Source organism: Anoxybacillus sp. ST70 (assembly GCF_019553625.1).
In the GTDB taxonomy this organism is placed as follows: Bacteria; Bacillota; Bacilli; order Bacillales; family Anoxybacillaceae; genus Anoxybacillus; species Anoxybacillus gonensis.
In genome coordinates this window covers 426,045-448,008 of record NZ_JAHZOF010000001.1, presented here as the reverse complement: position 1 = coordinate 448,008, position 21,964 = coordinate 426,045, and the positions used below count along the sequence as shown (strand labels likewise).

At 37.3% G+C, this 21,964-nt stretch carries 19 protein-coding genes, 1 tRNA gene and 1 pseudogene; 12 read left to right on the top strand and 9 right to left on the bottom strand.

From position 1 onward, the window contains the following. The first annotated feature begins 8 nt into the window (after nt 1-8). Both K1I43_RS02310 and K1I43_RS02305 read left to right on the top strand, forming a co-directional pair. On the top strand, nt 9-641 hold the full coding sequence (locus tag K1I43_RS02310) for a hypothetical protein (protein ID WP_220382601.1): 633 nt from the start codon (nt 9-11) through the stop codon (nt 639-641). A gap of 102 nt (nt 642-743) precedes the next feature. Continuing rightward, nucleotides 744-816, top strand: a tRNA-Val gene (locus tag K1I43_RS02305). A 120-nt stretch (nt 817-936) separates the two neighbouring features. Here K1I43_RS02305 and K1I43_RS02300 read toward each other — a convergent pair. Continuing rightward, the gene (locus tag K1I43_RS02300) at nt 937-2,058 is read right to left on the bottom strand and encodes a site-specific integrase (RefSeq protein ID WP_136260448.1); all 1,122 of its coding nucleotides are present in this window, start codon (nt 2,056-2,058) and stop codon (nt 937-939) included. An 809-nt stretch (nt 2,059-2,867) separates the two neighbouring features. Between K1I43_RS02300 and K1I43_RS02295 the strand changes: the two genes are divergently transcribed. Beyond that, nucleotides 2,868-4,430 carry a hypothetical protein gene (locus tag K1I43_RS02295; protein ID WP_019417659.1) on the top strand — a complete coding sequence of 521 codons (1,563 nt, stop codon included), beginning with the start codon at nt 2,868-2,870 and terminating at the stop codon, nt 4,428-4,430. Nucleotides 4,431-4,662: 232 nt separating this feature from the next. Here the strand turns inward: K1I43_RS02295 and K1I43_RS02290 are convergent. Next, nucleotides 4,663-5,797, bottom strand: a pseudogene (locus K1I43_RS02290) (IS4-like element IS5377 family transposase). Nucleotides 5,798-5,927: 130 nt separating this feature from the next. Here K1I43_RS02290 and K1I43_RS02285 point away from each other — a divergent pair. The 4 genes from K1I43_RS02285 (at nt 5,928) to K1I43_RS02270 (ending at nt 9,154) form a co-directional block, all read left to right on the top strand. Continuing rightward, complete coding sequence (locus K1I43_RS02285; RefSeq protein WP_019417170.1) at nt 5,928-6,245, top strand: hypothetical protein; 318 nt, start codon at nt 5,928-5,930, stop codon at nt 6,243-6,245. Between the two features lie 598 nt (nt 6,246-6,843). Further along, nucleotides 6,844-7,644: a hypothetical protein gene (locus K1I43_RS02280; protein WP_019417171.1), complete on the top strand. Its 801-nt coding sequence runs from the start codon at nt 6,844-6,846 to the stop codon at nt 7,642-7,644. Nucleotides 7,645-7,662: 18 nt separating this feature from the next. Further along, nucleotides 7,663-7,824, top strand: a complete 162-nt coding sequence (locus K1I43_RS02275) for a hypothetical protein (RefSeq protein WP_019417172.1) — start codon at nt 7,663-7,665, stop codon at nt 7,822-7,824. Between the two features lie 310 nt (nt 7,825-8,134). Then, complete coding sequence (locus K1I43_RS02270; RefSeq protein WP_019417173.1) at nt 8,135-9,154, top strand: sensor histidine kinase; 1,020 nt, start codon at nt 8,135-8,137, stop codon at nt 9,152-9,154. A 131-nt stretch (nt 9,155-9,285) separates the two neighbouring features. Here K1I43_RS02270 and K1I43_RS15845 read toward each other — a convergent pair whose 3' ends face one another. Both K1I43_RS15845 and K1I43_RS02260 read right to left on the bottom strand, forming a co-directional pair. Continuing rightward, a complete protein-coding gene (locus tag K1I43_RS15845) occupies nt 9,286-9,513 on the bottom strand; it encodes an IS3 family transposase (protein WP_157966494.1) in 228 nt (75 codons plus the stop codon). 711 nt (nt 9,514-10,224) lie between these two features. Continuing rightward, entirely contained in the window at nt 10,225-11,106 is an 882-nt protein-coding gene (locus tag K1I43_RS02260; RefSeq protein WP_019417174.1) for a hypothetical protein, read from the bottom strand. A gap of 148 nt (nt 11,107-11,254) precedes the next feature. Here K1I43_RS02260 and K1I43_RS02255 point away from each other — a divergent pair, with 148 nt between their 5' ends. From K1I43_RS02255 to istB, 3 genes are read left to right on the top strand one after another with little or no spacing between them, the layout of a single operon-like run. Then, nucleotides 11,255-13,258: a serine/threonine protein kinase gene (locus K1I43_RS02255; RefSeq protein ID WP_136260449.1), complete on the top strand. Its 2,004-nt coding sequence runs from the start codon at nt 11,255-11,257 to the stop codon at nt 13,256-13,258. A 60-nt stretch (nt 13,259-13,318) separates the two neighbouring features. After that, nucleotides 13,319-14,521: an IS21-like element IS5376 family transposase gene (gene istA / locus K1I43_RS02250; RefSeq protein WP_012576119.1), complete on the top strand. Its 1,203-nt coding sequence runs from the start codon at nt 13,319-13,321 to the stop codon at nt 14,519-14,521. After that, nucleotides 14,518-15,273, top strand: a complete 756-nt coding sequence (gene istB / locus K1I43_RS02245) for an IS21-like element IS5376 family helper ATPase IstB (protein ID WP_019417176.1) — start codon at nt 14,518-14,520, stop codon at nt 15,271-15,273. Before istA ends, istB begins: the two co-directional genes overlap by 4 nt. A 294-nt stretch (nt 15,274-15,567) precedes the next feature. Here the strand turns inward: istB and K1I43_RS02240 are convergent, their stop codons facing one another. Next, on the bottom strand, nt 15,568-15,885 hold the full coding sequence (locus K1I43_RS02240; RefSeq protein ID WP_019417177.1) for a hypothetical protein: 318 nt from the start codon (nt 15,883-15,885) through the stop codon (nt 15,568-15,570). A 440-nt stretch (nt 15,886-16,325) separates the two neighbouring features. On the opposite strand from K1I43_RS02240, the gene K1I43_RS02235 reads away from it, so the two are divergent. Further along, nucleotides 16,326-17,153: an RpnC/YadD family protein gene (locus tag K1I43_RS02235; RefSeq protein ID WP_116052109.1), complete on the top strand. Its 828-nt coding sequence runs from the start codon at nt 16,326-16,328 to the stop codon at nt 17,151-17,153. Between the two features lie 34 nt (nt 17,154-17,187). Here K1I43_RS02235 and K1I43_RS02230 read toward each other — a convergent pair whose 3' ends face one another. The 3 genes from K1I43_RS02230 to K1I43_RS02220 form a co-directional block, all read right to left on the bottom strand. Then, nucleotides 17,188-17,958, bottom strand: a complete 771-nt coding sequence (locus tag K1I43_RS02230; protein WP_019418694.1) for a 3-hydroxybutyrate dehydrogenase — start codon at nt 17,956-17,958, stop codon at nt 17,188-17,190. A 12-nt stretch (nt 17,959-17,970) separates the two neighbouring features. Next, entirely contained in the window at nt 17,971-19,293 is a 1,323-nt protein-coding gene (locus K1I43_RS02225; protein WP_019418695.1) for a GntP family permease, read from the bottom strand. Between the two features lie 223 nt (nt 19,294-19,516). Further along, nucleotides 19,517-20,866, bottom strand: coding sequence for a sigma-54 interaction domain-containing protein (locus K1I43_RS02220; protein ID WP_136260246.1), 1,350 nt, complete (start codon nt 20,864-20,866; stop codon nt 19,517-19,519). Between the two features lie 233 nt (nt 20,867-21,099). On the opposite strand from K1I43_RS02220, the gene K1I43_RS02215 reads away from it, so the two are divergent. Then, the gene (locus K1I43_RS02215) at nt 21,100-21,369 is read left to right on the top strand and encodes a transposase (protein ID WP_240688416.1); all 270 of its coding nucleotides are present in this window, start codon (nt 21,100-21,102) and stop codon (nt 21,367-21,369) included. 69 nt (nt 21,370-21,438) lie between these two features. On the opposite strand, the gene K1I43_RS02210 is transcribed toward K1I43_RS02215, so the two are convergent. After that, a complete protein-coding gene (locus tag K1I43_RS02210; RefSeq protein ID WP_019418688.1) occupies nt 21,439-21,810 on the bottom strand; it encodes a winged helix-turn-helix transcriptional regulator in 372 nt (123 codons plus the stop codon). Between the last annotated feature and the right edge of the window lie 154 nt (nt 21,811-21,964).

Here is a 21,964-nt window from a genome sequence, read left to right as displayed (position 1 = left end):
GGATACGTATGTTTTTATCATTGTTATTATCGGTTATGACAGCGCTTTCGTTCAATGGACATGCTTGTACGAAAAAATTAGAGGAAGCAAACGTGCAACTATGCGGCAAAGAAGATGGGGATTGGGTGCGTCATTTTACGCTTCACGTCGGAAAAGCGACGTATGCTTTTCCAGAATGGGAACATATCAATGACCCGAAAGCAACTCCGCAATTGTATTCTGTTGATGTGATGGACGATGGAAAGGAAGATGTCGTCGTTTTTCTCGTGAAAGCACGCGGCAACGGCACGTATAAAAATGAAGTGCACGTATTTGCCCATCACGAAAACGGCATAGAAGAAATGATCGTCGAAGATCCGCGCACCGTCGTTTTAAAAAGCATGAAAATGAAAGAGACAGACGAAGGAACAGAGATCATCATTGATCACGTTCGCGCGTTCATTCCGTACGCGCACGAAGGGCAAAAAGGGGGAAAAACGACATTCGACCGCTTTTTAAAATACGCGCTCGATAAACAAAAGCTGAAAGCCGTATTACTTCTCGAACGAAAAAAAGGGGAATACATCGGCAGTTTAATCATCACATACGAATATAAAGACGGCTTTTTCCAAGGCACTCACATCGACTTTATCCGCCATTAGCCATTGCCGAGGCAATGGCTAAAAAATTTTTTAAAAAAGTATTTGACAATGTGAGAGAAGGTAAGTATAATGAAAAATGTGTTCGATAGGACAACAACATACGATTCCGTAGCTCAGCTGGGAGAGCGCCACCTTGACAGGGTGGAGGTCGCTGGTTCGAGCCCAGTCGGAATCATCTCTAAGATAAGCTTGAAGTCCTTGTGTATCAAGGGTTTCAAGCTTTTTGTATTTTATAGGAAGGCACTCAAAACAGCGTTCAAATTATGATTGGTGCCGTTTCGGTGCCGAAGTATTTTTAGTTTGATTTCGATAGCAGGGCATCGATTTGATTAGCGGCCTCTTCCTGCATATTAGGTAATACATGAGAATAAATGTCTAAAGTTGTTTTGATATTGCTATGACCTAGGCGTTCTGATATTACCTTTGCGTGTACACCCTGAGCAAGGAGCATCGTAGCGTGAGTGTGGCGCAGGTCATGGAAGCGAATCTTTGGAACGTCCGCTTTTTCAATCAACCTTTCGTAAGTCCTTTTCAAATTCTCAGGGTTTACAGGTGTACCTTTTAACGTGCAAACGACAAGGTCATAATCCACATAATCAGGCCCGAGTTGTAGCTTCTCTCTAGCTACTCTAGCCTTATGTTTCCTTAAAACAGCAATGGTTTCATTTGAGAGTTTAATACTACGGACACTTGATTCTGTTTTAGCTCCGCTCAAAAATCTCTTTCCATCTTTACTCAAGGTTTGACGAACATATAATATGCCTTTATCAAGGTCAACATCTTTCCAGCGCAGTCCTAGTATCTCACCCCGCCGCATTCCAGTCGTGATCGCCAAATGAAAAGCAGGATATAGTCGATCTTTGCTAGCTATTTTAAGAAAAGCTCTAATTTCATCGATATCCCATACCTTCATTTCTTTCTTTTTATCCTTTGGTAGCTGGATCTTTTTGGCGGGATTAGAAGGTAAAAGCTCCATGTTCACAGCATAATCAAGCGAGCCTTTTATGATATTGTAAATTTTTTTGATCGTTGCACTCGCAAGACCTTCTTCTTTTAAATTACTCACATAATTTTGCAGCAACATAGGTGTTAGCTGTGACAGTTGAACGTGTCCTAACACTGGAATGATTCGATTGTTCATGTAGTTTTCATAAACTTGTGCTGTTTGGATGCCAATAACGTTCTTTTTCACTTTAAACCATTCGTAAAGATGGTCTTTAAATGGAGTATTCGATGGCTTAAAATACGTGCCTTTGAATATCTCCGCCTCAATTAAAGCAAGTGCCTTTTCAGCATCCTTCTTTGATTTAAACCCGCACCTTTTCGTTCTTCTTCGTTTACCTGTAACTGGATCAGGACCTAGCTCTGCAACAAAATACCATGTATTTCTCTCTTCGTCTCTTTTTACATAACCCATAGAAGACATCCCCCTTTAAACAGATGTCCTCTAAAGGCAACATGACAAGCTTTCTTAACCATAATGTAGCAAATAAAATGCTTATAAACAATTGTAAACATTCAATAAAACCCCCCACATTTTAGAATTGCAGCTCAATAGCCATATACGCCTGCGGAGGGAGCTAGTTAAGAGGAACTCAAAATAAATTTATGTACATATTGCTAAACAACTTATTGTTATGGAATAAATTTTTTCGTTCTTATGAATGACAATAGCGATAAGCTATCCGCTAATTTTTAGCGATTTATTTCTCCTCCCTTTCTTTATGACTTTTAATAATCCTCTTCCTTATACTCATAGCTACAGTTTTGAACCCACTTTAAAATTAAAAAATTACATATTATAGCAGACTGAAAAGGTAATCTCTATCATTTATCTGTTTAGGTCACATTATATTTTTAAAAATTTTATATCCATGATTTATCTTAAAACCCCCCCCAGTACCTATAAAGTGGGCTTTTGTCAAGCACAAGGGCGGGGGGCTGATTTTGTCTACGGGAAAATTTTTATGAAGGGTGGTGTGAATTAAAAAATCCTATCCTTAAGGAAAAATGACATTAATGAATTAACAGTACTGTACATCTATTCAAAAACAGTTTTTAGCCATTCTATCTGTATACTAAAAATTTTTATTTTATCTCTTAACTCCCCGCTCCCCCCGCGTATAAGGCTAATGAGGCGGGGAAAACGCCATAAAAATACAAAAAGGGACATTTTCTTATAAATATTTTATAAGATCATGTCCCCTTTTAGGAGGGAGTACACCAATGAATAAACACACGCTTAACAGTCTGAAGGATGTAATTCTATATTTTAGTAATGGAAGTGATGATTTTCCTATTCTTTCATATAGCGATGATAAAGAAATAAAAACCAAATACCCACAGAGTATTTACTCAATTAATATGAATCACCTCGATTCTGACCTTCGTTATTACTTAAATTTTGCTGAAAAACAAAAGCGGTCATTGTGTTTCTATCCAAATGGCGCAAATGATTCAAAGTATATAAAAGAGATTAAATGGCATTTTGTCGATATTGATGAAGGAGATAAAGAAAAACAATATGAACGTATTCTTTCCGCCCCACTGCGCCCAACGCTAGTTTACAGAGGGAGGGCGGGACATAAACTCCTATATAGAGTAACCAATGCCGTATGGGATAGCTCATGTCGTAAAAAATTAGACCAATCCATATTAATCTTTAAAAATATCCAACAACAATTAATCGAATATTTTAATGGAGATGGAAAGTTAGTATCTCCTAATAATGCTTTACGATTACCTTATACAAAAAATTATAAATATTGGCGGAAAGAAATCGTAGAAGAAGAAATTGTTTTATTTGAGCCTGAAAATATTTATACACAAGAAGAACTTTCTAAGGCTTTTCCACCTGCCAAAAGGATACATACCCAAAATAAGGAAGTTAATTTTGGAGGTTTAGATGAAGAAAAAGAAGAGGTTGTTCGGGCCTTTGTTGACCTTTTAGATACAATGGGGTTATCCTACATTGATTACGGTGATCGATTAGCATTTCAATGTCCGTTACATGATGACTCTTCACCATCTGGTTTTATGTTCAAAGATAATCTAATTATACATTGTTCAACAGGTCAAGCTAACGGACATTGTCCTATTGAAAGAGGAAAGCCTATCGACTGGGTGGCGGAGCAACTAGACGCTGAGGAATTAAAAGAGGTTTATAAAAAACTCTTAAAACGAAGCGAACAGAAGTATCGCGATATACGATTAGAGAGTATGACTGCTGATGTATCTATCCCTCTACATTCTCCTGAAAATATTTTAATAGATGGAATAGTAAAAGAAATGGAGAATGAAATGCAAAAAAGGGGTATTATAGTCGATCAACAATCAAAACTGGTTTATCAAAATATATTAGATTCCGCTCTTTCTCTTAAAAAGCAGGTACTCTCTGTTCCACTGCCGCCAGGCGGGGGAAAAAGTACATTAATCGAAGTCATGTTTAAATATCTTCTTAAACACGATATTAACAAGGCGGGTGCTGTAATTGCAGTTGAAAGAATTGAAACAGCTAAAAAATTAGCGAAAAGTATTGGCCAGTACGAGATATGGCTTGACGGACCAGGGATAGATATTCCAAGACGCGAATTTAAAAAAGCTGCTTATGTTATGGAAAGTGCGTTTACTTCAGAATTATGTAAGAAAAAAGAGGGGATCGAGGAGTATGTATATGGCATTTGTCGTGGTTGCTCAGAGAAAAAAAGTATGTCCGATTGCTCAAAAATATCGGGAGCAGAAACAATATCCAATTGTTATCGTTTCACATGCCCGTCTAGCCATGGATAAAGACCGTTTGAGCAATTACAAAGAATGGGTAGATGTAAATGGTAATAAGCATGAACGGAGGCTTTTAATCATAGATGAAAAACCCCCTTTAGTTACTGTACAAAATCTAACCCTTTCCGATATCAACGAGTTTGAATATGAAATTCACAATATGTCTTACGAAATCGAGGGGGCAAATGAAGTCAAAGAATTAATCGGGAAGGTAAAAGACTTCTATTATCACGAGTGTTGATTATCCAAAATTATACATACGCCTTCCATAAATTCGGGCATACTCAAACAAAGCAGCGGCCATCCCGGATTTCCAATCGAGAGGAAGCTGCCCAGAGAAAAAACGGCGAACGAACGAAATGAAGGAAAGAGAGACGTTCGTCTGTTTTTTTGGTTTGATCATACAGCCATCGCAGCAACACATACGCGATGAACGCCGCAAACAGTTGGTTGTATACCGCATTTTCCGTCGTGCCAAACAAGGTCGGGACATTCAGATATTGCTTCACCCAACGGAAAAAGACCTCAACAGTCCAACGTTGTTGGTACATGTCGGCAATGGTTTCCGCAGACGCATGGAAGAGGTTCGTCACGACCCGAATGTCGCGGCCATTCGCATCTCGAAAGATCACCACCCGGTGACGCTTGGTGGAGCGGCATTGTTTCGTCCCCAACTGGCACGTGAAGTCGGCTTGAACCGATGAGGATGTGCTGGAAAGGCGTTTCAAGCTTTTTTTCTGATGAAGTTCGATGTTGTCCTTCATCCGAATGACAAAGAGCTGATGCTGCTCCACAAATCGATCGAGGCGTTCGATTTTGAAATACGCCCGGTCTTCCACCAGCACTTGTTGAGCGTTCGTCAACTGTTCTCCCACCGGGCCATCATGACGCAGTCCGATGGTTTCCACCACGTCTGCCGGCAACGAGGATTCCGGCGAATACGCGACGTGCAGCTTCACTCCGGCGCGTTCGCCGTGATACGGCGCCCATGGCAGGCGGTTTTTCCCGACCGTGACGGTCGTCGAATCCACCACCCGAAGCGGTTTGGGAAACCGAAGCGAACGGCGGGTTTGGCGGTTGCACTTGGAAATGATCAACGCCAACAAGCGTTTCATGATGTCATAGGGAACTTCTTTCGCTTTCTTGGATACAGTTGAATAATGGAATCGCGGCAATCCATACAGAGGCCCCACATCGGCTCCGTGGCGAAAGCTTTTCCATTGATGCATGGCGGCCAGCAGGAAGAAGTGAATCAACTCGCGCAACGTAAAGGTTCGAGACGAATCACGATACCCAACCGCTTCGGCAATCAGTTGAATCTCTTCATCCGAAACAAGTTTTTGCATCAAATTCGGGAGTGTGGTATGCTTGTTCATAGAGAGCACCTCCTGGGTTTGTTTGTGTCGCTACTCACATTCTACAGGAAAGGTGCTCTTTTTTCTATACCCTTTGGATTTTATTGGATAATCAACACGCCTGTTATTGTATTTTATTAATGAAACTAATGTGGTTCAATATGCAGGAGAACAACCTCTTAACCAAGACATTTATTCAGGTCATGAGGAAAACTTAGAAATACGAACTGTTTCTAAAGAAGGAATAGAATCCTTGATCACTTTTAGACAGGGAGAGAATGATCAGCCTATCCAAGTAAATATTAACTTTAAGGTTGGTTTAGATACTCCACCAGGAATATATAAGCTTAGTAATGACATATTGGGAAAAAAAGTGGGTGTCCCTCAATTATTAGTTGCGGTAGGACTAGACCCTTCACCTATTGAAACATATATTCAAGTGGTAGATAGGGAAATGACTGGTTATTAATAAACAATTTTGCTTTTTAGTTTAAAATTTTGTCTTCTACCAATTCCTTACTTAATGCAGTACCTATAGTAAGAGTATATGATGTTTGTCAAAGTTGATTTAAAAAGTTCTTTAATAACTCGCTTATAATACCTATTATGGGCGGTGTTTTATTAAATTCTCCATTAAAGAATGTTGTTAACTTTCTTGTTTAACTAACCCGAAAATTAGTATTTTCGTCATTTGCTCGTGTCGTAGCACGGCATGAATGTCTATCCTAAAAATTAATATTTTCATACTGATGATGGTGCCTCAACTATGTGGTATGGTTGTCTACCATGGAAGAATGAACTAACTTACGTTATCTGTGGTAAAGCATGCTTCATAGTTGGTTAATAGGGCAGGTTAGTTAAATACAGATTTACCAGCTTTCTTTATACCGAGGAAGGATTTTTTATTTGTAGAAATAAGTTGAGTGTGTGACACCAATTAGGAGGAAAGCTGTAAGGATAATATCACTCATTTATAAATTACCATTTTAAAGGTATTACTAACATATTTATTTTGTAAAAAAATGGATAAAAAATTATAAGGGTAATTTTAAAGTGGGGACAAAGTTATGGGAGAATTAGTACTGAGAAGTGCGTACTACATGGCGACTGCTCAAATATGTGAAGATAATATTGATAGCCACTTTTATAGACAAATAAGAATAATGTTCACTGATTTTTATCATAACATTCTGGCATTAGCAAGAGTCATGAAAAGGATAGAAAAGAAAATTGCAGATGAAGTTTATAGAGTAGAAATAGAACATGATAAATTTAGAGAAATACTTAGACAAACAAAAAATGATAAGTTAGAAAACACAGATGAAGATGCTGAATATTTGCGGTACCTTGCTTCTCAAAGGTTAAATTCATTTTTGCTAAAGTATGAAGATTTAGAATTAGAAACACACATCGCTAACAAAGGTTTGGTAATATCTTCATATAGTTTATTTGAGGATACACTTCTTAAGTTTACTAAAGTATTTAGGCATTATATAAAGTGTGAAGAGAATATAGAAGTAGTGTGTAAACGTGACAGGGGAATTTTTAAATATATCAAATATTTGGAAAAAGCGTGTGGTGTTGATTTAGCAAATGTTAAGAATGGGATTTATTATAATAAAATTTGTAGCTGGAACAAAATCAGAAATCACCTCGTACATGTTGGTGATGTAGTTCCTGATGAAAATAATTTTTTAACAAATGAACTCAATAAGTTAAATATCTCTTTGAGCAAAAATAAAATATTTTTAAGATTTGATAATACAGAAAACCTACTCAACACAATTGATAAACTTTTATCTGAGATTGTTGAATCCTGTTGGAAATTTCTTGGATTAGAAATATTTGAAATAGACTTTTCTTTTTAAAAGAGGAGGATATAATATGTGGATTGGTCTAAAGTAGATTCAAACATCTTGAGCATAACAAATATTAAAAATAGAGTTAACGCTGATATTTTGTTTGTAAGTTTAGTTATGGAGATGGAAAAAAGGTATATATTTACAAGTGAAACTAAGAATATCACAAATGCCTCAGATTATACCTAGGGGAACAGGGGAATAAATAATTATTCTATATATGGATTTTCTGTACTAAGTATGCAAAGTAGTCAAAAAGAAGGGATTATTTTATTTTTGACAATCCAAGACTTAGGGAGGAATTTAAATCTATCGCTAACAATAATCGTAACTGTGATAATTATTATTGGTTAAAGAAATATCCCAATGAGAAGTTTAGAATCAATCCAAAGTATATAAATATATAAAAATCTAGAGAGGAGTCAAGTTGCTCATTAAAAAGTTAAGATAAACGAACACACACTGTTTTAAATTTTTTATGTCAAAGGAAAGAGTGGACATGAGTAATGAGATTTTTCTTCCAATAGACCTAAATGAAAATACGGCTATAGAGTTTTCACAGAAACTTCGCAAATTTAATTTAACGAGTAATAAGAGTGTAATGATTGATATTACAAATTTTTCAAAAAATAATGGGCGTATCGAACCTTTTGCTTCATTATTAGTTATTAACTCACTAAGGCATTTTTTTGCTCATTGTTTAAAAAACGATATAAATTATAGTATTAGATATATAAAAGAACATCGTATAGTTAATACATATGCAAAAACGCTTCGTTTTTATAGTAGTTTAGGCTTAGGAATAGGTGAAACTCCTGATACAGATTATGTTGGTAGTTCAATGAAGAACTTCATTCCTATTATGAGATATCCTGTAAAAACAATTAAGCAATCTCTAGATGAATACAATGAAATAAAAAAGATTGCCGAAAGGATAGCCATAGTGGCATCACGGGGAAAAGAGAAACTTTTTAAATATATAAAATTTTGTTTAATAGAACTATTAAGGAATATAGTTGAGCATAGTGAGTCTAAGTATTTTTGGTATTGTGCGCAATATTGGTCATCTATAAATTGTGTTGAAATAGCAATTATGGACGAGGGAATTGGAATACACGAGTCATTAAAAAAAGAATTGGATGAAGACGATATTAATAATGCGTTGAGATTTTCTTTAATCCCAGGATGTAGTAGTAAACCAACTACTCATTATATTGATGATGCCGAGAATTCGGGATTTGGGTTATATATGATTAGCGAAATAGGTAAGGAAAATGGGGATTTTATTATTGCTTCTAATAAAGATTTAATTAAAAAGTGTAAAACAAATGAAGTTGAAAATTTTACATTTTTAAGGGGGACAATTATAAGACTAAGGTTGAATATAGAGGATTTAAGAGAATATGAGCTTGAGTTGGAAGAGTTAAGAAAAAAAGGTTTACAACTAACTGAAAATTATAAAATTTATAGAGAAAAAAAGAAGTATGCACCAGGAACAGAATTACCAAAATTGTTTTGAGATGGATATTATTATTTTATATGTAAGTTTGAATACAATATAAAAATTAAATTTTTGTTTTTGAGGAACCATTGGTATTGTGTTAGGAAAATGGACAGGTTAAACAGAGAGAAATAGTTGAACTTAGGCAGCTACTTTTCTCTGATTAGTGTAGTATGTAGGTTCAGATTCACATGGTGATACATAGCTAGGATGAGTAGCTCCTTTTTTCGGTTATAAAAGCATTCAATGTATTCGAAAATCGTTTGTCTTGCTTCTTTCCGCGTACGGAATTGATTTAGATAAATGCACTCTCTTTTGATGAGGTTATGAAACGACTCCATACAAGTGTTGTGGTAACAGTTCCCACGTTTTGACATGCTCACCTGAAGGTGATGTTCCTGTAAGAGCTGTTGATAGTCATTCGACGCATACTGGCTCACATGATCCGAACAATGAATGATTCGTTCTGTTGTTTTTTACTATTTAAGGCCCTATGTAAGACTTTGGTGAATAACTCGTTGGTCATTCGTGTACCGATATAAAAAACTACGATTTTACGAGTATATAGATTGATCGCTCAATATAGCTTAATAAATGAATGATGGAAGGGAACGAAGCATCCTTAGACTATTTAATTGGACCTGAACTCCTTACTAAAGTATGGTGAATAGTACCTCAGGTATAATTTAAACACAATTATTCGTAAAAAGTACCTTCGGGAATATGTGAGGAAATGCTGAAAATCCCAGGCCGACATAATAAGTTCTCGCTTTAAATAATAATGCTTTCTAAAAATTTTATTTTTAACATGGTTAATTCTGGATTACCAACATTTAGTAATATATAATATAATATGTACCGAATTTACTTGGCGGCAGGGTAGATTACTTCTTTGTTTTATCAATTAAAGTAATCACAAGGGTACACCGAAAAAGGGCTACCTCATCAGTTTTATGAGATAGCCCTTTTTCAATTGAACACACTTCATAAATATATCCACCGCTCATAATAGCAATTATGAGCGGTTGGTTTATTTTTACATTTCTCCACACTAATTTTTAATTTATTCTTCAATGAAACTATCGCCTTTATGGAACAGGAAATATAATTCTCCAATTTTCATCAGGATTGTATACATCATCTTCTGTTTCCTCTTCTGGACACCAGGATCCAAAAAAGTCCTCCACTAATCCCTCTGTCATCGTAAAATACAGACTGAGAGGATATCTCTGTTTTCTAAAAATATAATCTAGTCGATACCAGTCTTCTTTATCTATAAGTTGTACTTCTCCAAGATTATACTTTATATTCTGTTTAAAAAAATCCCAATTAATTTCGAATACTTTATTTTCACAATATCTTTCAATACAATACTCTAACTGTTCACTGTTAAATTGGGCAATTTCCGCTAGTAAAGCTGCTAATTCAATAGCCTCTTCATAATCGATTAATTGGACACCCTTAGTAATATCAGTTCCACTGGCAGGAAACTTATATGAGAACAGTTCTCTATAGTCTCTAGCAGTAGAAAGTTTATTTTTTAATTCCTCTCCTTTCTCTTTGCTTATTTGCCCTACCAAATCACTTACTACATTAATAATTTTCTTATGTGTCATGGTTACTATTTCCCCATTATTCCATGTTACATCAGGAATGGTAAATATAAGTCCTCTCGATGCTGTTAGTAAAGCATAATATAACAAATAAGGTTCTACTATTTTTAGGTTCTTTCTCTTTGCAAATTCTATAGATGTCAACATAACCGAGGTAGCTAATATCATTTTTACAGACAGGTAATGCCTAAATAACCATTCAGTATTTAATTCTGTATTCCAGCTTTTAGCTAACTCTCTAAATTTTTTTCTCGTTCTTTCTTTGTATTTTGCTAGCTCATCCTCTTTGAACTCTTTCGGAAGATAATCGTATTCAAAAACATCTCCTATAATCTTTCTTACTAAAGCATTGGTCATTAACTATATCCCCCCAACAATTTAATCAGCACTTTGTTTGTCATCAAATTTAATTTGATAATTTGTACTTAAATGTAATATTTTATCAATCTGTGTTTTTATATATAATAATTATAGTAAATAATTGTAATTAGGGGGAGTTGTTTAAATGGAAAAAAATATGATAGGAAACTATGAGGTTATAACCCCCTTAGGGCAGGGGACGTTTGGAGCTACATTCTTAGTAAATAAAGATGGAAAAAAATACGCTTTAAAACTTTTTAAGAATGAAATGATTCGCTCAAAAAATGACATAAAAAGAATTGAAAGAGAGATTGAAGCATTAAAAAAAGTAGACCATCCTAATGTTGTTAAATATATTGATGATGGATTTCACATTAGAGGGTTTGACAAATTCCGTTATCTTGTCATGGAGTATACAGAGGGAGAACCTTTAAGCAACTTTATTGAGAGAAATAAACGATTAACAATTGCCCAGGCTCAAAGAATTGGACTTCAAATTTTAGAAGGATTAAAAGCTATACACGATAATGGTTTATTTCATAGAGATTTGAAACCAGATAATATTTTTATAACACGTTTAGGAGATGTACGTATTCTTGATTTCGGATTAGTTAAATTATTAGATGCTAGCACATTAACTGCAACGGGTGTACCAATGGGTACATATGCATATATGGCTCCAGAACAATTACTAGATAGCAAAAATATTGATTACAGATCTGATTTATATAGTTTTGGTGCAATCTTATTTCACATGGTCACAGGACGTATTCCAATTGAAATACATAGTTTAGTAGAAGCACCATATAAAATACTTAATGAGGTACCTCCGTTCGCTAGTACTTTAAATCCTGCAGTTCCTAATAAATTGGATAATATTATCGCTACACTATTGGAAAAGCAAATTCACCGTAGAAACTTCACCATTGATTCACTTTATTTTGAACTTCGCAACTTAGAAAACAGAACAATTCAAGTTACCTCTACAGACTTAACTCTACGATTTCTTCCTAGATTATTACATAATGAACGTTCTTTGGTCGAAGAATATAACAATACATTTGGAATAGATGGAATTGTATTTCCTGCAAATTTCTTCCCAAAATACAGTGCAGTATATGAAAGTGTTAGGGATAGCGGTAAATTTACCATTATTGATCCAGTTGTTTATAGGCTTGCCTATTCAAAGTTTAGTAATACTAAATCTTTAGTAGATTTACCTTATGTTCTATCACCATATCATAAAGAAAAGCCTGAAGATTTTAATGGTTTAGAAATCTATCAAAAAAGAGCAAAGCAAGTATTAGATTGGCAATTAGCTCAAAAACCAAGTGTTTTAGTAGCACCTTTTCATTTTTATGCAAACGAAAATGATCCTTGGATCGATATTGATATAAAAATATTTCATGAATGTAGAAAATATCTAAACGAAATTAATGAAAAAAGGCCTTTATATGCTGGCCTATCAATTCAAATAGAAAGTTTAACAGATAATTTAAGTACCATTAGACTAGTAAATAAATTTACAAGAACCCAAGCAGACGGATATATACTTATGTTTGATATCAAACTTGATTCCTTTAATAAAGCTCACTACTATGCATTTGGACGTATAGTTAGTATGCTAGGAGATCTAGCTAAACCAATTGTTTTATCAAGGGTTAATGATTTTGGGCTTGGTTTGCTTGGTTTTGGAGCAACGTCTATTTCATCAGGTATTGGTTTTATAGAAGATTTTAAAGAATCAATTTTAATTGAGGAAGCACAGGGGTATAATATCAAGCCGAGATATTATATTCCACAGTTATTGACATCCTTCAATGAAAAAGCTCTCAAAGATGTATTTGAACCAGCTATAGGTAAAGAATTAAAATGTAATTGTCCATACTGTCAAGGAAGTACTGATATAAAATATTTATTTACTCCTAGAGTTACTAAAGGACATTATTTATGGCACAAACAAAAACAAGTTAAGACTTTAAGTGAAATGCATTATGAAGAAAGAACTCGTTGGTTTTTACAACAAACAGATAATGCCCGCGAATTAGCTAAACAATTAAAAAAGGCTACGAAAAGTAAGTTAATTTCCTATGAACATTTTAACATCTGGAGTGAGGTGTTAAAGCCGATGATAAAATCCCCAATATAGCCGGAATAAAATTCCCCACTTACAATAGAACCATAGTGTCAACGAGAGGAGCTATGGTTCATGACTACGAGAGGGGAATTTTTCATGATCAAAGAGATGTATGAAAGGGGAATGAGTATTTCCGATATTGCGAGGGAATTGGGGATCGATCGGAAAACCGTCCGAAAATATATTCACTCCCCCAATCCTCCTTCCAAATCCAAGAGAAAACAAAGAAAAAGCAAGTTAGATCCATTTAAGACGTATCTTCAAAAACGAATGTTAGAAGATGGGGTGTTTAATAGCGAAAAGTTGTTTTTTGAAATTCGACAACAGGGCTATACGGGAGGAAAGACGATTTTAAAAGACTATATGAAACCTTTCCGAGAGACGGCGAAAAAGAAATACACCGTTCGTTATGAAACGCTTCCTGGCGAACAAATGCAAGTCGATTGGAAAGAAGTTGGGGAGGTCGTGATCGAAGGGAAAAAAGTCAAGTTATCGCTATTTGTGGCTGTGTTAGGCTATTCGCGGATGAAATACGCGGTATTTACGACCAGCCAGGATCAGGAACACTTAATGGAATGCCTGATTCAGAGCTTCAAGTACTTTGGTGGGGTTCCGAAGAAGGTGTTATTTGACAATATGAAGACCGTTACAGACGGGCGAGAACAAGGAGTGGTGAAATGGAATCAACGATTTTCCGAATTTGCGAGTTACTACGGATTTATTCCAAAAGTATGCCGGCCTTACCGGGCCCAGACAAAGGGAAAAGTCGAACGAGCCATTCAGTATATTATGGATCACTTCTATGTAGGAACATCGTTTGAAAGCATCGAAGAATTAAATTTCCTTTTACATCGTTGGCTCGATCAATTGGCGAATCGGAAACCAAACGCCACTACCGGTATTTCTCCGCAAGAGCGTTGGGCAGAGGAGTCACTCAAGCCTCTTCCGTTGAAAGATTACGATACGAGTTATCTTTCCTATCGGAAGGTGCATTGGGATGGCAGTTTCTCCTACAAAGGGGAACAATGGCTCTTATCGGCGAAGTATGCGGGCAAAGAAATTCTGGTGAAGGAGCGATTAAATGGAGATATTCGATTGTACTTTCGAGGGGAGGAGATTTCTCACGTGGACCAACAGAAAAAAGTGATTTCATTCGCCGAAAAAATAAAAAAGAAACAGACGGAAATGGCTGCCACCATTTCGCCTGTTTCGGTGGAAGTGGATACTCGTCCATTGTCCGTTTATGACGCATTCCTGCGAGGGGAAAGCTCATGAAAGAACGAATACACGAGTATTGCCACCAACTCCATTTGCCTGTCATGGCGGAGCGATGGTCCGCCATGGCAGAATACGCCTCTACTCATAATATATCATATTCAGAGTTTTTATTCCGTTTATTAGAGGCAGAAATCGTCGAAAAACAGGTACGATCGATCCAAACGCTCATCAAGCTGTCCAAACTGCCGTATCGCAAGACGATCGATACGTTTGATTTTACTGCGCAGCCTTCGGTGGATGAGCGCCGGATTCGAGAACTGCTTACGTTGTCCTTTATTGACCGGAAAGAAAATATCCTCTTTCTCGGTCCACCGGGGATTGGGAAGACACATCTGGCCATTTCGATTGGAATGGAGGCGATCGCAAGAGGATATAAAACGTATTTTATTACCGCTCACGATTTGGTCAATCAGTTAAGAAGAGCCGACCAGGAAGGAAAGTTGGAGAAAAAGCTTCGTGTCTTTGTGAAGCCAACCGTTCTCATTATTGATGAAATGGGGTATCTAAAACTGGACCCGAACAGCGCTCATTACTTATTTCAAGTGATCGCCCGGCGGTACGAGCATGCCCCGATTATCCTCACCTCCAACAAAAGCTTTAGGGAATGGGGAGAAATCGTGGGAGACTCGGTTTTGGCGACAGCGATGTTAGATCGATTACTGCATCATTCCATCATTTTCAACCTAAAGGGGGAAAGCTATCGATTACGGGAAAAGAGGCTCCAAGAAGAAAAACAGAAGGATCAATGAAAGGTCCTTCTGGGGAATTTTAAACCGGCGATTTGGGGGAAAAAATAATCGGCCTTGACATGAGGTAATTAGTCAGTTGGCAGAAGAAAGGGAAAAATCCCTATCTTTTACTTCCGTTGCTCCGTTCTAATATTCGAGCTAGGCTGGATAGTAGTCAATATTTTGAACACTAAAAAGCTTAGGATATGCTATCTTTTTCAGCACCCACTCTTAATTCTGAGAGGGTTATAACTAATTATTGCTAGTAAAACAATAATTATAAAGCCGCTCAAATAACATGAGCGGCCTTAATAGTCATTCTATATCTTCCAGATAGGCATTCAATTTTCGCATTGCATCTCGATATATTCTTATTTGCCTTTTCGCCAAATTGATTCCTTGCAAGTCATTAATTAGACATTGTAGTCTACTTTGGATAATTATAAGATTGTAATCAACATTAATGTGATTCTCACCCACTATATTAATTTGGCGTTTAATTTCCTCAAGATTTTTTATTACGGAATCAATATATAATAATATATCTTCTTTTTGTCTGTTGATATAATCTCTCTCATCTCTTATAAGTTTGGCTAGATAATCTAATATGATATGTTGACCGTTATTATTCATTTTACAAGTCCTCTTTCCATTTAATATTGTCGGAAAGCTTGTCACATCAACCTTTAGAGGACTTTTTATTGGTGCCATAAGTGGTGCCAAATTTGGTGCCGAAACGGTGCCATTCGATAAATTTGGTATAACCTAGTAAATGTTCAAATTAGTAAAACCTTGATATATCAACGTTTTTCAAATGTTAAAGGTCTCATCTTTCTCGAATAAAACTAAGAAAATCAGCTGTTTCACCTTGACAGGGTGGAGGTCGCTGGTTCGAGCCCAGTCGGAATCATCACAACCCCGAGTTCTTTTAGAGAACTCGGGGTTTTTCGTTGTATTCAGCATCTTTTCCTGACTGTCGCAAATGTTTGACAGTTCGACCGCATTTCGTATGCAGGAAAACGATCGATGTTGTCGAATAAAAACATCGAAGCCATTGTATGCGAGGTGAATGTATGTCCATTGACCACGATCGTCTGTTTAAACAGTTGATCCAAACGTTTTTTGAGGAATTTATTGTTCTCTTTTTCCCGACAATGCACGAGCATATCGATTTTCGCCACGTATCGTTTTTATCCGAGGAGCTGTTTACTGATGTGACGGCAGGGGAGAAGTACCGTGTCGATTTGCTTGTCGAAACGAAGTTAAAAGGCGAAGACGGCCTTGTGATCGTGCATATCGAAAACCAAAGCTACGTTCAACCATCATTTCCAGAACGGATGTTTATTTATTTTAGCCGTTTGTTTGAAAAGTACCGCAAACACATTGTACCAATTGCCGTATTTAGCTACGATACGATCCGCGACGAACGATCTGCATTTACTCTCCAATTTCCATTTGGCCACGTGCTTGACTTTCGCTTTTTCACTTTGGAACTTCGTAAACAAAACTGGCGAAACTACATTCGTCAAGACAATCCAATCGCTGCTGCACTGCTAAGCAAAATGGGATATACTGAAAGTGAACGGGTAGAACTGAAAAAACAATTTTTACGCATGCTTGTCCGATTGGAATTAGACGAAGCGAAACAACGATTGCTGTTTGGCTTTTTTGAAACATATGTGAAACTATCAGATGAAGAAGAACGAAGACTACGAAGCGAGGTGAATGAAATGGAGACGAAAGAAAAAGACAAAGTGATGGAGTTAATTATTTCGTATGAACAACAAGGAATGAAGCGCCTTGTACAAACGATGGCGAAAAAAGGGATGAGCGTAAAAGATATTGCAGACGTCACGGATCTTTCGGAAGAAGAAGTAAAGCAGTTCGTAGAGAAAGAATGAGTGGGAAGCCCCCGAAAAGCTTTGGGGGCTTCAATCATTGCGCTGTGTAACCACCATCAATGACAATCGCCTGACCTGTAATCCCTTTCGCTTGATCACTACCGATAAATAGAGCATAATTAGCAATTTCTTCAACAGATAATAAGCGTCGCTGAGGGACAAGCGGATAAATAACTTCCTCTAATACGGCTTCTAGTGACACGTTTCTTGTTTTTGCTAGATCATTTAACTGATTACGTACGAGTGGTGTATCAACGTAGCCGGGACAAAGTGCATTGACGGTAATTCCATAAGGTGCCCCTTCAAGAGCAGCGACTTTTGTAAGTCCAATAACCCCATGTTTAGCGCTATTGTATGCTGCTTTCCCAGCAAATCCGACTAATCCGTTAATTGACGCCATATTAATAATGCGACCATACTGTTGTTGTTTCATGATTGGAAAGGCGTGCTTAATCGCCACAAACGGTGCAGTAAGCATAATGCGAATGAGTGTTTCAAATTTTTCTGTTGGAAAATCTTCAATCAAAGCCACATGCTGCATGCCTGCATTATTCACTAAAATATCGAGCCGACCATAACGCTCAACCGTTTGATGTAAACAGCGATCTAACGTTTCTTCTGACATGACGTCGCAAACCATACCGGTCACGTCATACGAGGACAAAGCAGCAACAGCTTGGTGTACCGTTTCTTCATTAATGTCCGTTAATACAACTTTTGCGCCGTGCTTAGCAAATGTTTTCGCTATTTCAAATCCGATACCACGAGCAGCGCCCGTAATAAACATTACGCGACCTTGTACCATATATGCTCCTCCTTAAATCCCTAATCCGAATGAAAATAAAATAATAGCTAATATCGTGCCTAGCAATGGAACGATGACAGTTAATGCTCCGACTGGATTATATGCATCCTGGTGCGTTTCACCGCAAATAGCCCGAATTGTCGTAACGACATATCCATTATGTGGCAAAGAGTCAAGTGCACCAGACGAAATCGACACGACGCGATGTAATGCCTCTGGATTTACTCCAGCGTCTAAATAATGTGGGGCAATAAGTGGCAAAGCGATCGCTTGCCCTCCAGATGCCGATCCCGTCATACCGGCAATAACACTGACTGCAATCGCACTACCAATGAGCGGACTACCTGGAATGTTCGTAATCGTTTCAACCGCAAGTTGAAAAGCAGGTGCCGCTTTAGCCACTCCTCCAAATCCAACAACCGCCGCCGTATTTCCTAGCGCAAGCAACGCTCCTAACGTTCCTTCTGATAGCGCTCCAGTGAAATTTTGAAAATATTTTCGGTTTAATATATACACAGCGATAATCCCACCAAGTAAAGCGACAATTAATGCTGACTGTTTTAACGAATCGTGGAAGACGAATGAAATGACTAATACAATGATCAGTGGAACAAGCCCTGCAAGCGGATGTGGTAGAAGTCTTGCCTTTTCCTCAGTTGGATCTCCGTCACGAGCAATAAAATATTCGCCATTGGCTACCGCTCGATTAATCATACGTTTCAACCACCAATAGCCAAACAACGCCATAAAAATTGCAACAATAATACTTACTTCCCATCCTGCATAAGGTGATGTGTGCAAATACTCAATTGGAATCCAGTTTTGAATTTCAGGCGATCCGGCAGATGTCATTGTAAACGTCACCGAACCAAATGCTAGTGTTGCTGGTATGAAACGTCTCGGCAAATTAGCTTGCTTAAACAAACTAACCGCCATCGGATAAACAGAAAACGCAACAACGAATAAGCTAACGCCACCATATGTCAAAATTGCACATGCTACAACGACCGCTAGTGCTGCATGTTTTAAACCAATTTTTTTAACAACCCATTTCGATACACTGTCAGCCGCCCCGCTATCTTCCATCACTTTTCCAAAAATCGCACCAAGCAAAAACATTAAGTACCATGATTGAACGAATCCAGAAAACCCGGCCATGTAGTTCCCAACAAAATTCGCCTGTCCTTCGCCAGCAAGTTGCGGAAATAACGGAAGTTCACTAAACAAAGCGACAATAAGCGCGCATAACGGAGCAGCAATAAATAAGTTCATTCCTCTCATCGTCAAAAAGATTAACAACGCCAGACCACCAATTAAACCGATCATACTCCACATCGTTTCATCCCCCTTATACTCATTTTAGAAACCGTTTTCATTTCTCCTTTCCCCCTTTCACTTCTTTTATTTTGCAAACTTCGTGCCAAGTCGTTGTCCATCGCAATAAACACTATATGTATATTGTTTATTCCATTTTTCAAGAAACGCCTTTTCATTTTCCTTGATATATGGACAAATAAAAATTCCGCCATTGTGGAACGAATTCCAGCATGGCGGAATGTCATATGCCGTATTTTTTTATTTTCTCATACATCGCAGATTTACTAATGCCAAGCGACTTGGCTGCTTTTTGTTTATCAAAATGATGCCGTTGCAAACTTTGTTGGATGATTTGTTTTTCAGCTTCTTCTAATAGTTGTTTCAATGTCTTTCCATCCGTTTGATAAACGCCCGTTGTTCGCAAATATTCTGGCAACGCTTCTAACGTAATCGTCTCTCCACTCGCAAAATAAACAGACGCTTCAATGACGTTTTCTAACTCGCGGATATTGCCAGGCCACATGTGACGTCGCAAAATGTCCATCACATCTGGCGTAATGGAACGAATGCGCTTTCCGGAACGTTTACACACTTTGTCGAGAAAGTGATGAATAAGCGGTTCAATATCTTCTGGTCGTTCACGAAGCGGTGGAATGAAAAAGGGAACAACGTTAATGCGATAATATAAGTCTTGGCGAAATAGTTTTTCTTCAATCATCTTTTCTAAAGGTCGATTCGTTGCTGCAATAATGCGCACATCAATGTTGATCGTTTTCGTCGCACCGACAGGTTCAATTTCTTTTTCTTGTAACACTCGAAGTAGTTTCACTTGCATATGTAATGGCATATCGCCAATTTCATCAAGAAAAATCGTGCCACCATCCGCTAATTGAAATTTTCCTTTTTTCCCACCTTTCCTTGCTCCCGTAAATGCGCCATCCTCATATCCAAATAGCTCTGATTCAAGCAAATGTTCAGGGATGGCACCACAATTAATTTTTACAAACGGCTGGTCGCTTCGGCTGCTGAGCTGATGAATGCTATGGGCAAACAATTCTTTTCCTGTCCCACTTTCGCCACGAATCAAAATAGAAATGTCGCTATCCGCAATTCGCTTCACCTTTTCTTTCAATTGTTCCATTTGTTTTGAAACGGAAATAATATGATTAAGTGTATATTTCGCCCCGCTATGTTCTTTCCATTCTTGCAAATATGTTTGTAGTTGAGGAAGCAAACTTTTAATATGACTGTTCATCCGTTTCCACTCATTTGTATCGCGAAAAATAACCGTACCAACCGCTCCGATCACTTTTCCATCCATCCAAATGGGAATACGATTAGCAATCATATAGTTTCCTTGAATATAATGCAAATCAGCAATTTCTTCCTGACCTGTTTGAACAACAATATGCATGCGCGTATTTTCAATTACTTCGGTCACATGTTTACCAATGACTTCTTCTTTCTTTTTCCCTAAGAAATCACAATAATTTTTATTCATATATACGATCGTTCCTTTATGATCCACCACAACAATCCATTCATACGCTTGATCGATAACCGTTTCTAAAATTTTATGCTCAAATAACAACTTCACCCCTCCTTTTCTAATTTTTTAAATTTTTAATCTATTTTACTATAAAAACAAAAGATTGTTTATTCAACTGTTGAAAAATATATACATCCAAATTAACATTTTAACCTCTGGTTTACGCAGTACACCCGATGCGACGTAACACCTCATCTGGGTGCTGTAAGACGTGTTGCTCAAATCGAGTAATCGACTGGACGATGTCCTTTTGATTTTTGCGCAAGATGTTGGCGGTGACTTCATCTTTCAGCCACTTCCACAACCGTGCAATTATCAAACGATCAGATGAAGAAGAACGAAGACTACGAAGCGAGGTGAATGAAATGGAGACGAATGAAATGGAGACGAAAGAAAAAGATCAAGTGATGGAATTAATTATTTCGTATGAACAACAAGGAATGAAGCGCCTTGTACAAACGATGGCGAGAAAAGGGATGAGCGTAAAAGATATTGCGAACGTCACGGATCTTTCGGAAGAAGAAGTACAACGGTTGTTAGAGTAGGGGGGTTACTGTCGTCGACCGTTTCGGAGCGACGACAGTTTTTTGTTTTACAATGAGTAGGTGCCAATATTATGTTCGTTTGCCGTTTAACACGCTCTCTTCTAACACCGCGAATTTATCGCCATACACTTTCGTAATGTGTTTTTCTCCCCATGCACATAACGAGTCTAAAATGTCTTGTAAACTCCAGCCGTATTCACTAAGTTCATACTCTACTTTTGGAGGAACTTGGTTGTACACAATGCGATGAATGATACCGTCCTCCTCTAATTCACGTAACTGTTGTGTTAGCATTTTTTGTGTAATGCCCGGCATGAGTCGTTTCAGTTCACTTGTGCGTTTTTTGCCATGTGTGAGATGACAGAGAATTACACATTTCCATTTTCCACCTATTACTTCTAATGTAGCTTCTACTGGGATATTGTACTTCTTTTTCTGCATATTTTCCTCCTCGTTAATGGGTACTTAAAAGTAACTATAGAACTTTTAAGTATCTATATTACTTTAAAGTACGTACTTTTCGAAAAGATTTATATACATCATAATAACACTTACCGGCCGGTTTGAAATGTTTTCGTGTATAGAACTAACGATT

Excerpts from the sequence above, each read along its gene's own strand:
- K1I43_RS02310 (WP_220382601.1), top strand. The coding sequence starts at position 9 with ATGTTTTTATCATTGTTATTATCGGTTATGACAGCGCTTTCGTTCAAT.
- K1I43_RS02210 (WP_019418688.1), bottom strand. The coding sequence starts at position 21,810 with ATGCAGAAAAAGAAGTACAATATCCCAGTAGAAGCTACATTAGAAGTA.
- K1I43_RS02300 (WP_136260448.1), bottom strand. The coding sequence starts at position 2,058 with ATGGGTTATGTAAAAAGAGACGAAGAGAGAAATACATGGTATTTTGTT.
- K1I43_RS02255 (WP_136260449.1), top strand. The coding sequence starts at position 11,255 with ATGGAAAAAAATATGATAGGAAACTATGAGGTTATAACCCCCTTAGGG.
- istB (WP_019417176.1), top strand. The coding sequence starts at position 14,518 with ATGAAAGAACGAATACACGAGTATTGCCACCAACTCCATTTGCCTGTC.
- K1I43_RS02235 (WP_116052109.1), top strand. The coding sequence starts at position 16,326 with ATGTCCATTGACCACGATCGTCTGTTTAAACAGTTGATCCAAACGTTT.
- K1I43_RS02295 (WP_019417659.1), top strand. The coding sequence starts at position 2,868 with ATGAATAAACACACGCTTAACAGTCTGAAGGATGTAATTCTATATTTT.
- K1I43_RS02280 (WP_019417171.1), top strand. The coding sequence starts at position 6,844 with ATGGGAGAATTAGTACTGAGAAGTGCGTACTACATGGCGACTGCTCAA.
- K1I43_RS02240 (WP_019417177.1), bottom strand. The coding sequence starts at position 15,885 with ATGAATAATAACGGTCAACATATCATATTAGATTATCTAGCCAAACTT.
- K1I43_RS02225 (WP_019418695.1), bottom strand. The coding sequence starts at position 19,293 with ATGTGGAGTATGATCGGTTTAATTGGTGGTCTGGCGTTGTTAATCTTT.
- K1I43_RS02270 (WP_019417173.1), top strand. The coding sequence starts at position 8,135 with ATGAGTAATGAGATTTTTCTTCCAATAGACCTAAATGAAAATACGGCT.
- istA (WP_012576119.1), top strand. The coding sequence starts at position 13,319 with ATGACTACGAGAGGGGAATTTTTCATGATCAAAGAGATGTATGAAAGG.
- K1I43_RS15845 (WP_157966494.1), bottom strand. The coding sequence starts at position 9,513 with ATGTCAAAACGTGGGAACTGTTACCACAACACTTGTATGGAGTCGTTT.
- K1I43_RS02260 (WP_019417174.1), bottom strand. The coding sequence starts at position 11,106 with ATGACCAATGCTTTAGTAAGAAAGATTATAGGAGATGTTTTTGAATAC.
- K1I43_RS02230 (WP_019418694.1), bottom strand. The coding sequence starts at position 17,958 with ATGGTACAAGGTCGCGTAATGTTTATTACGGGCGCTGCTCGTGGTATC.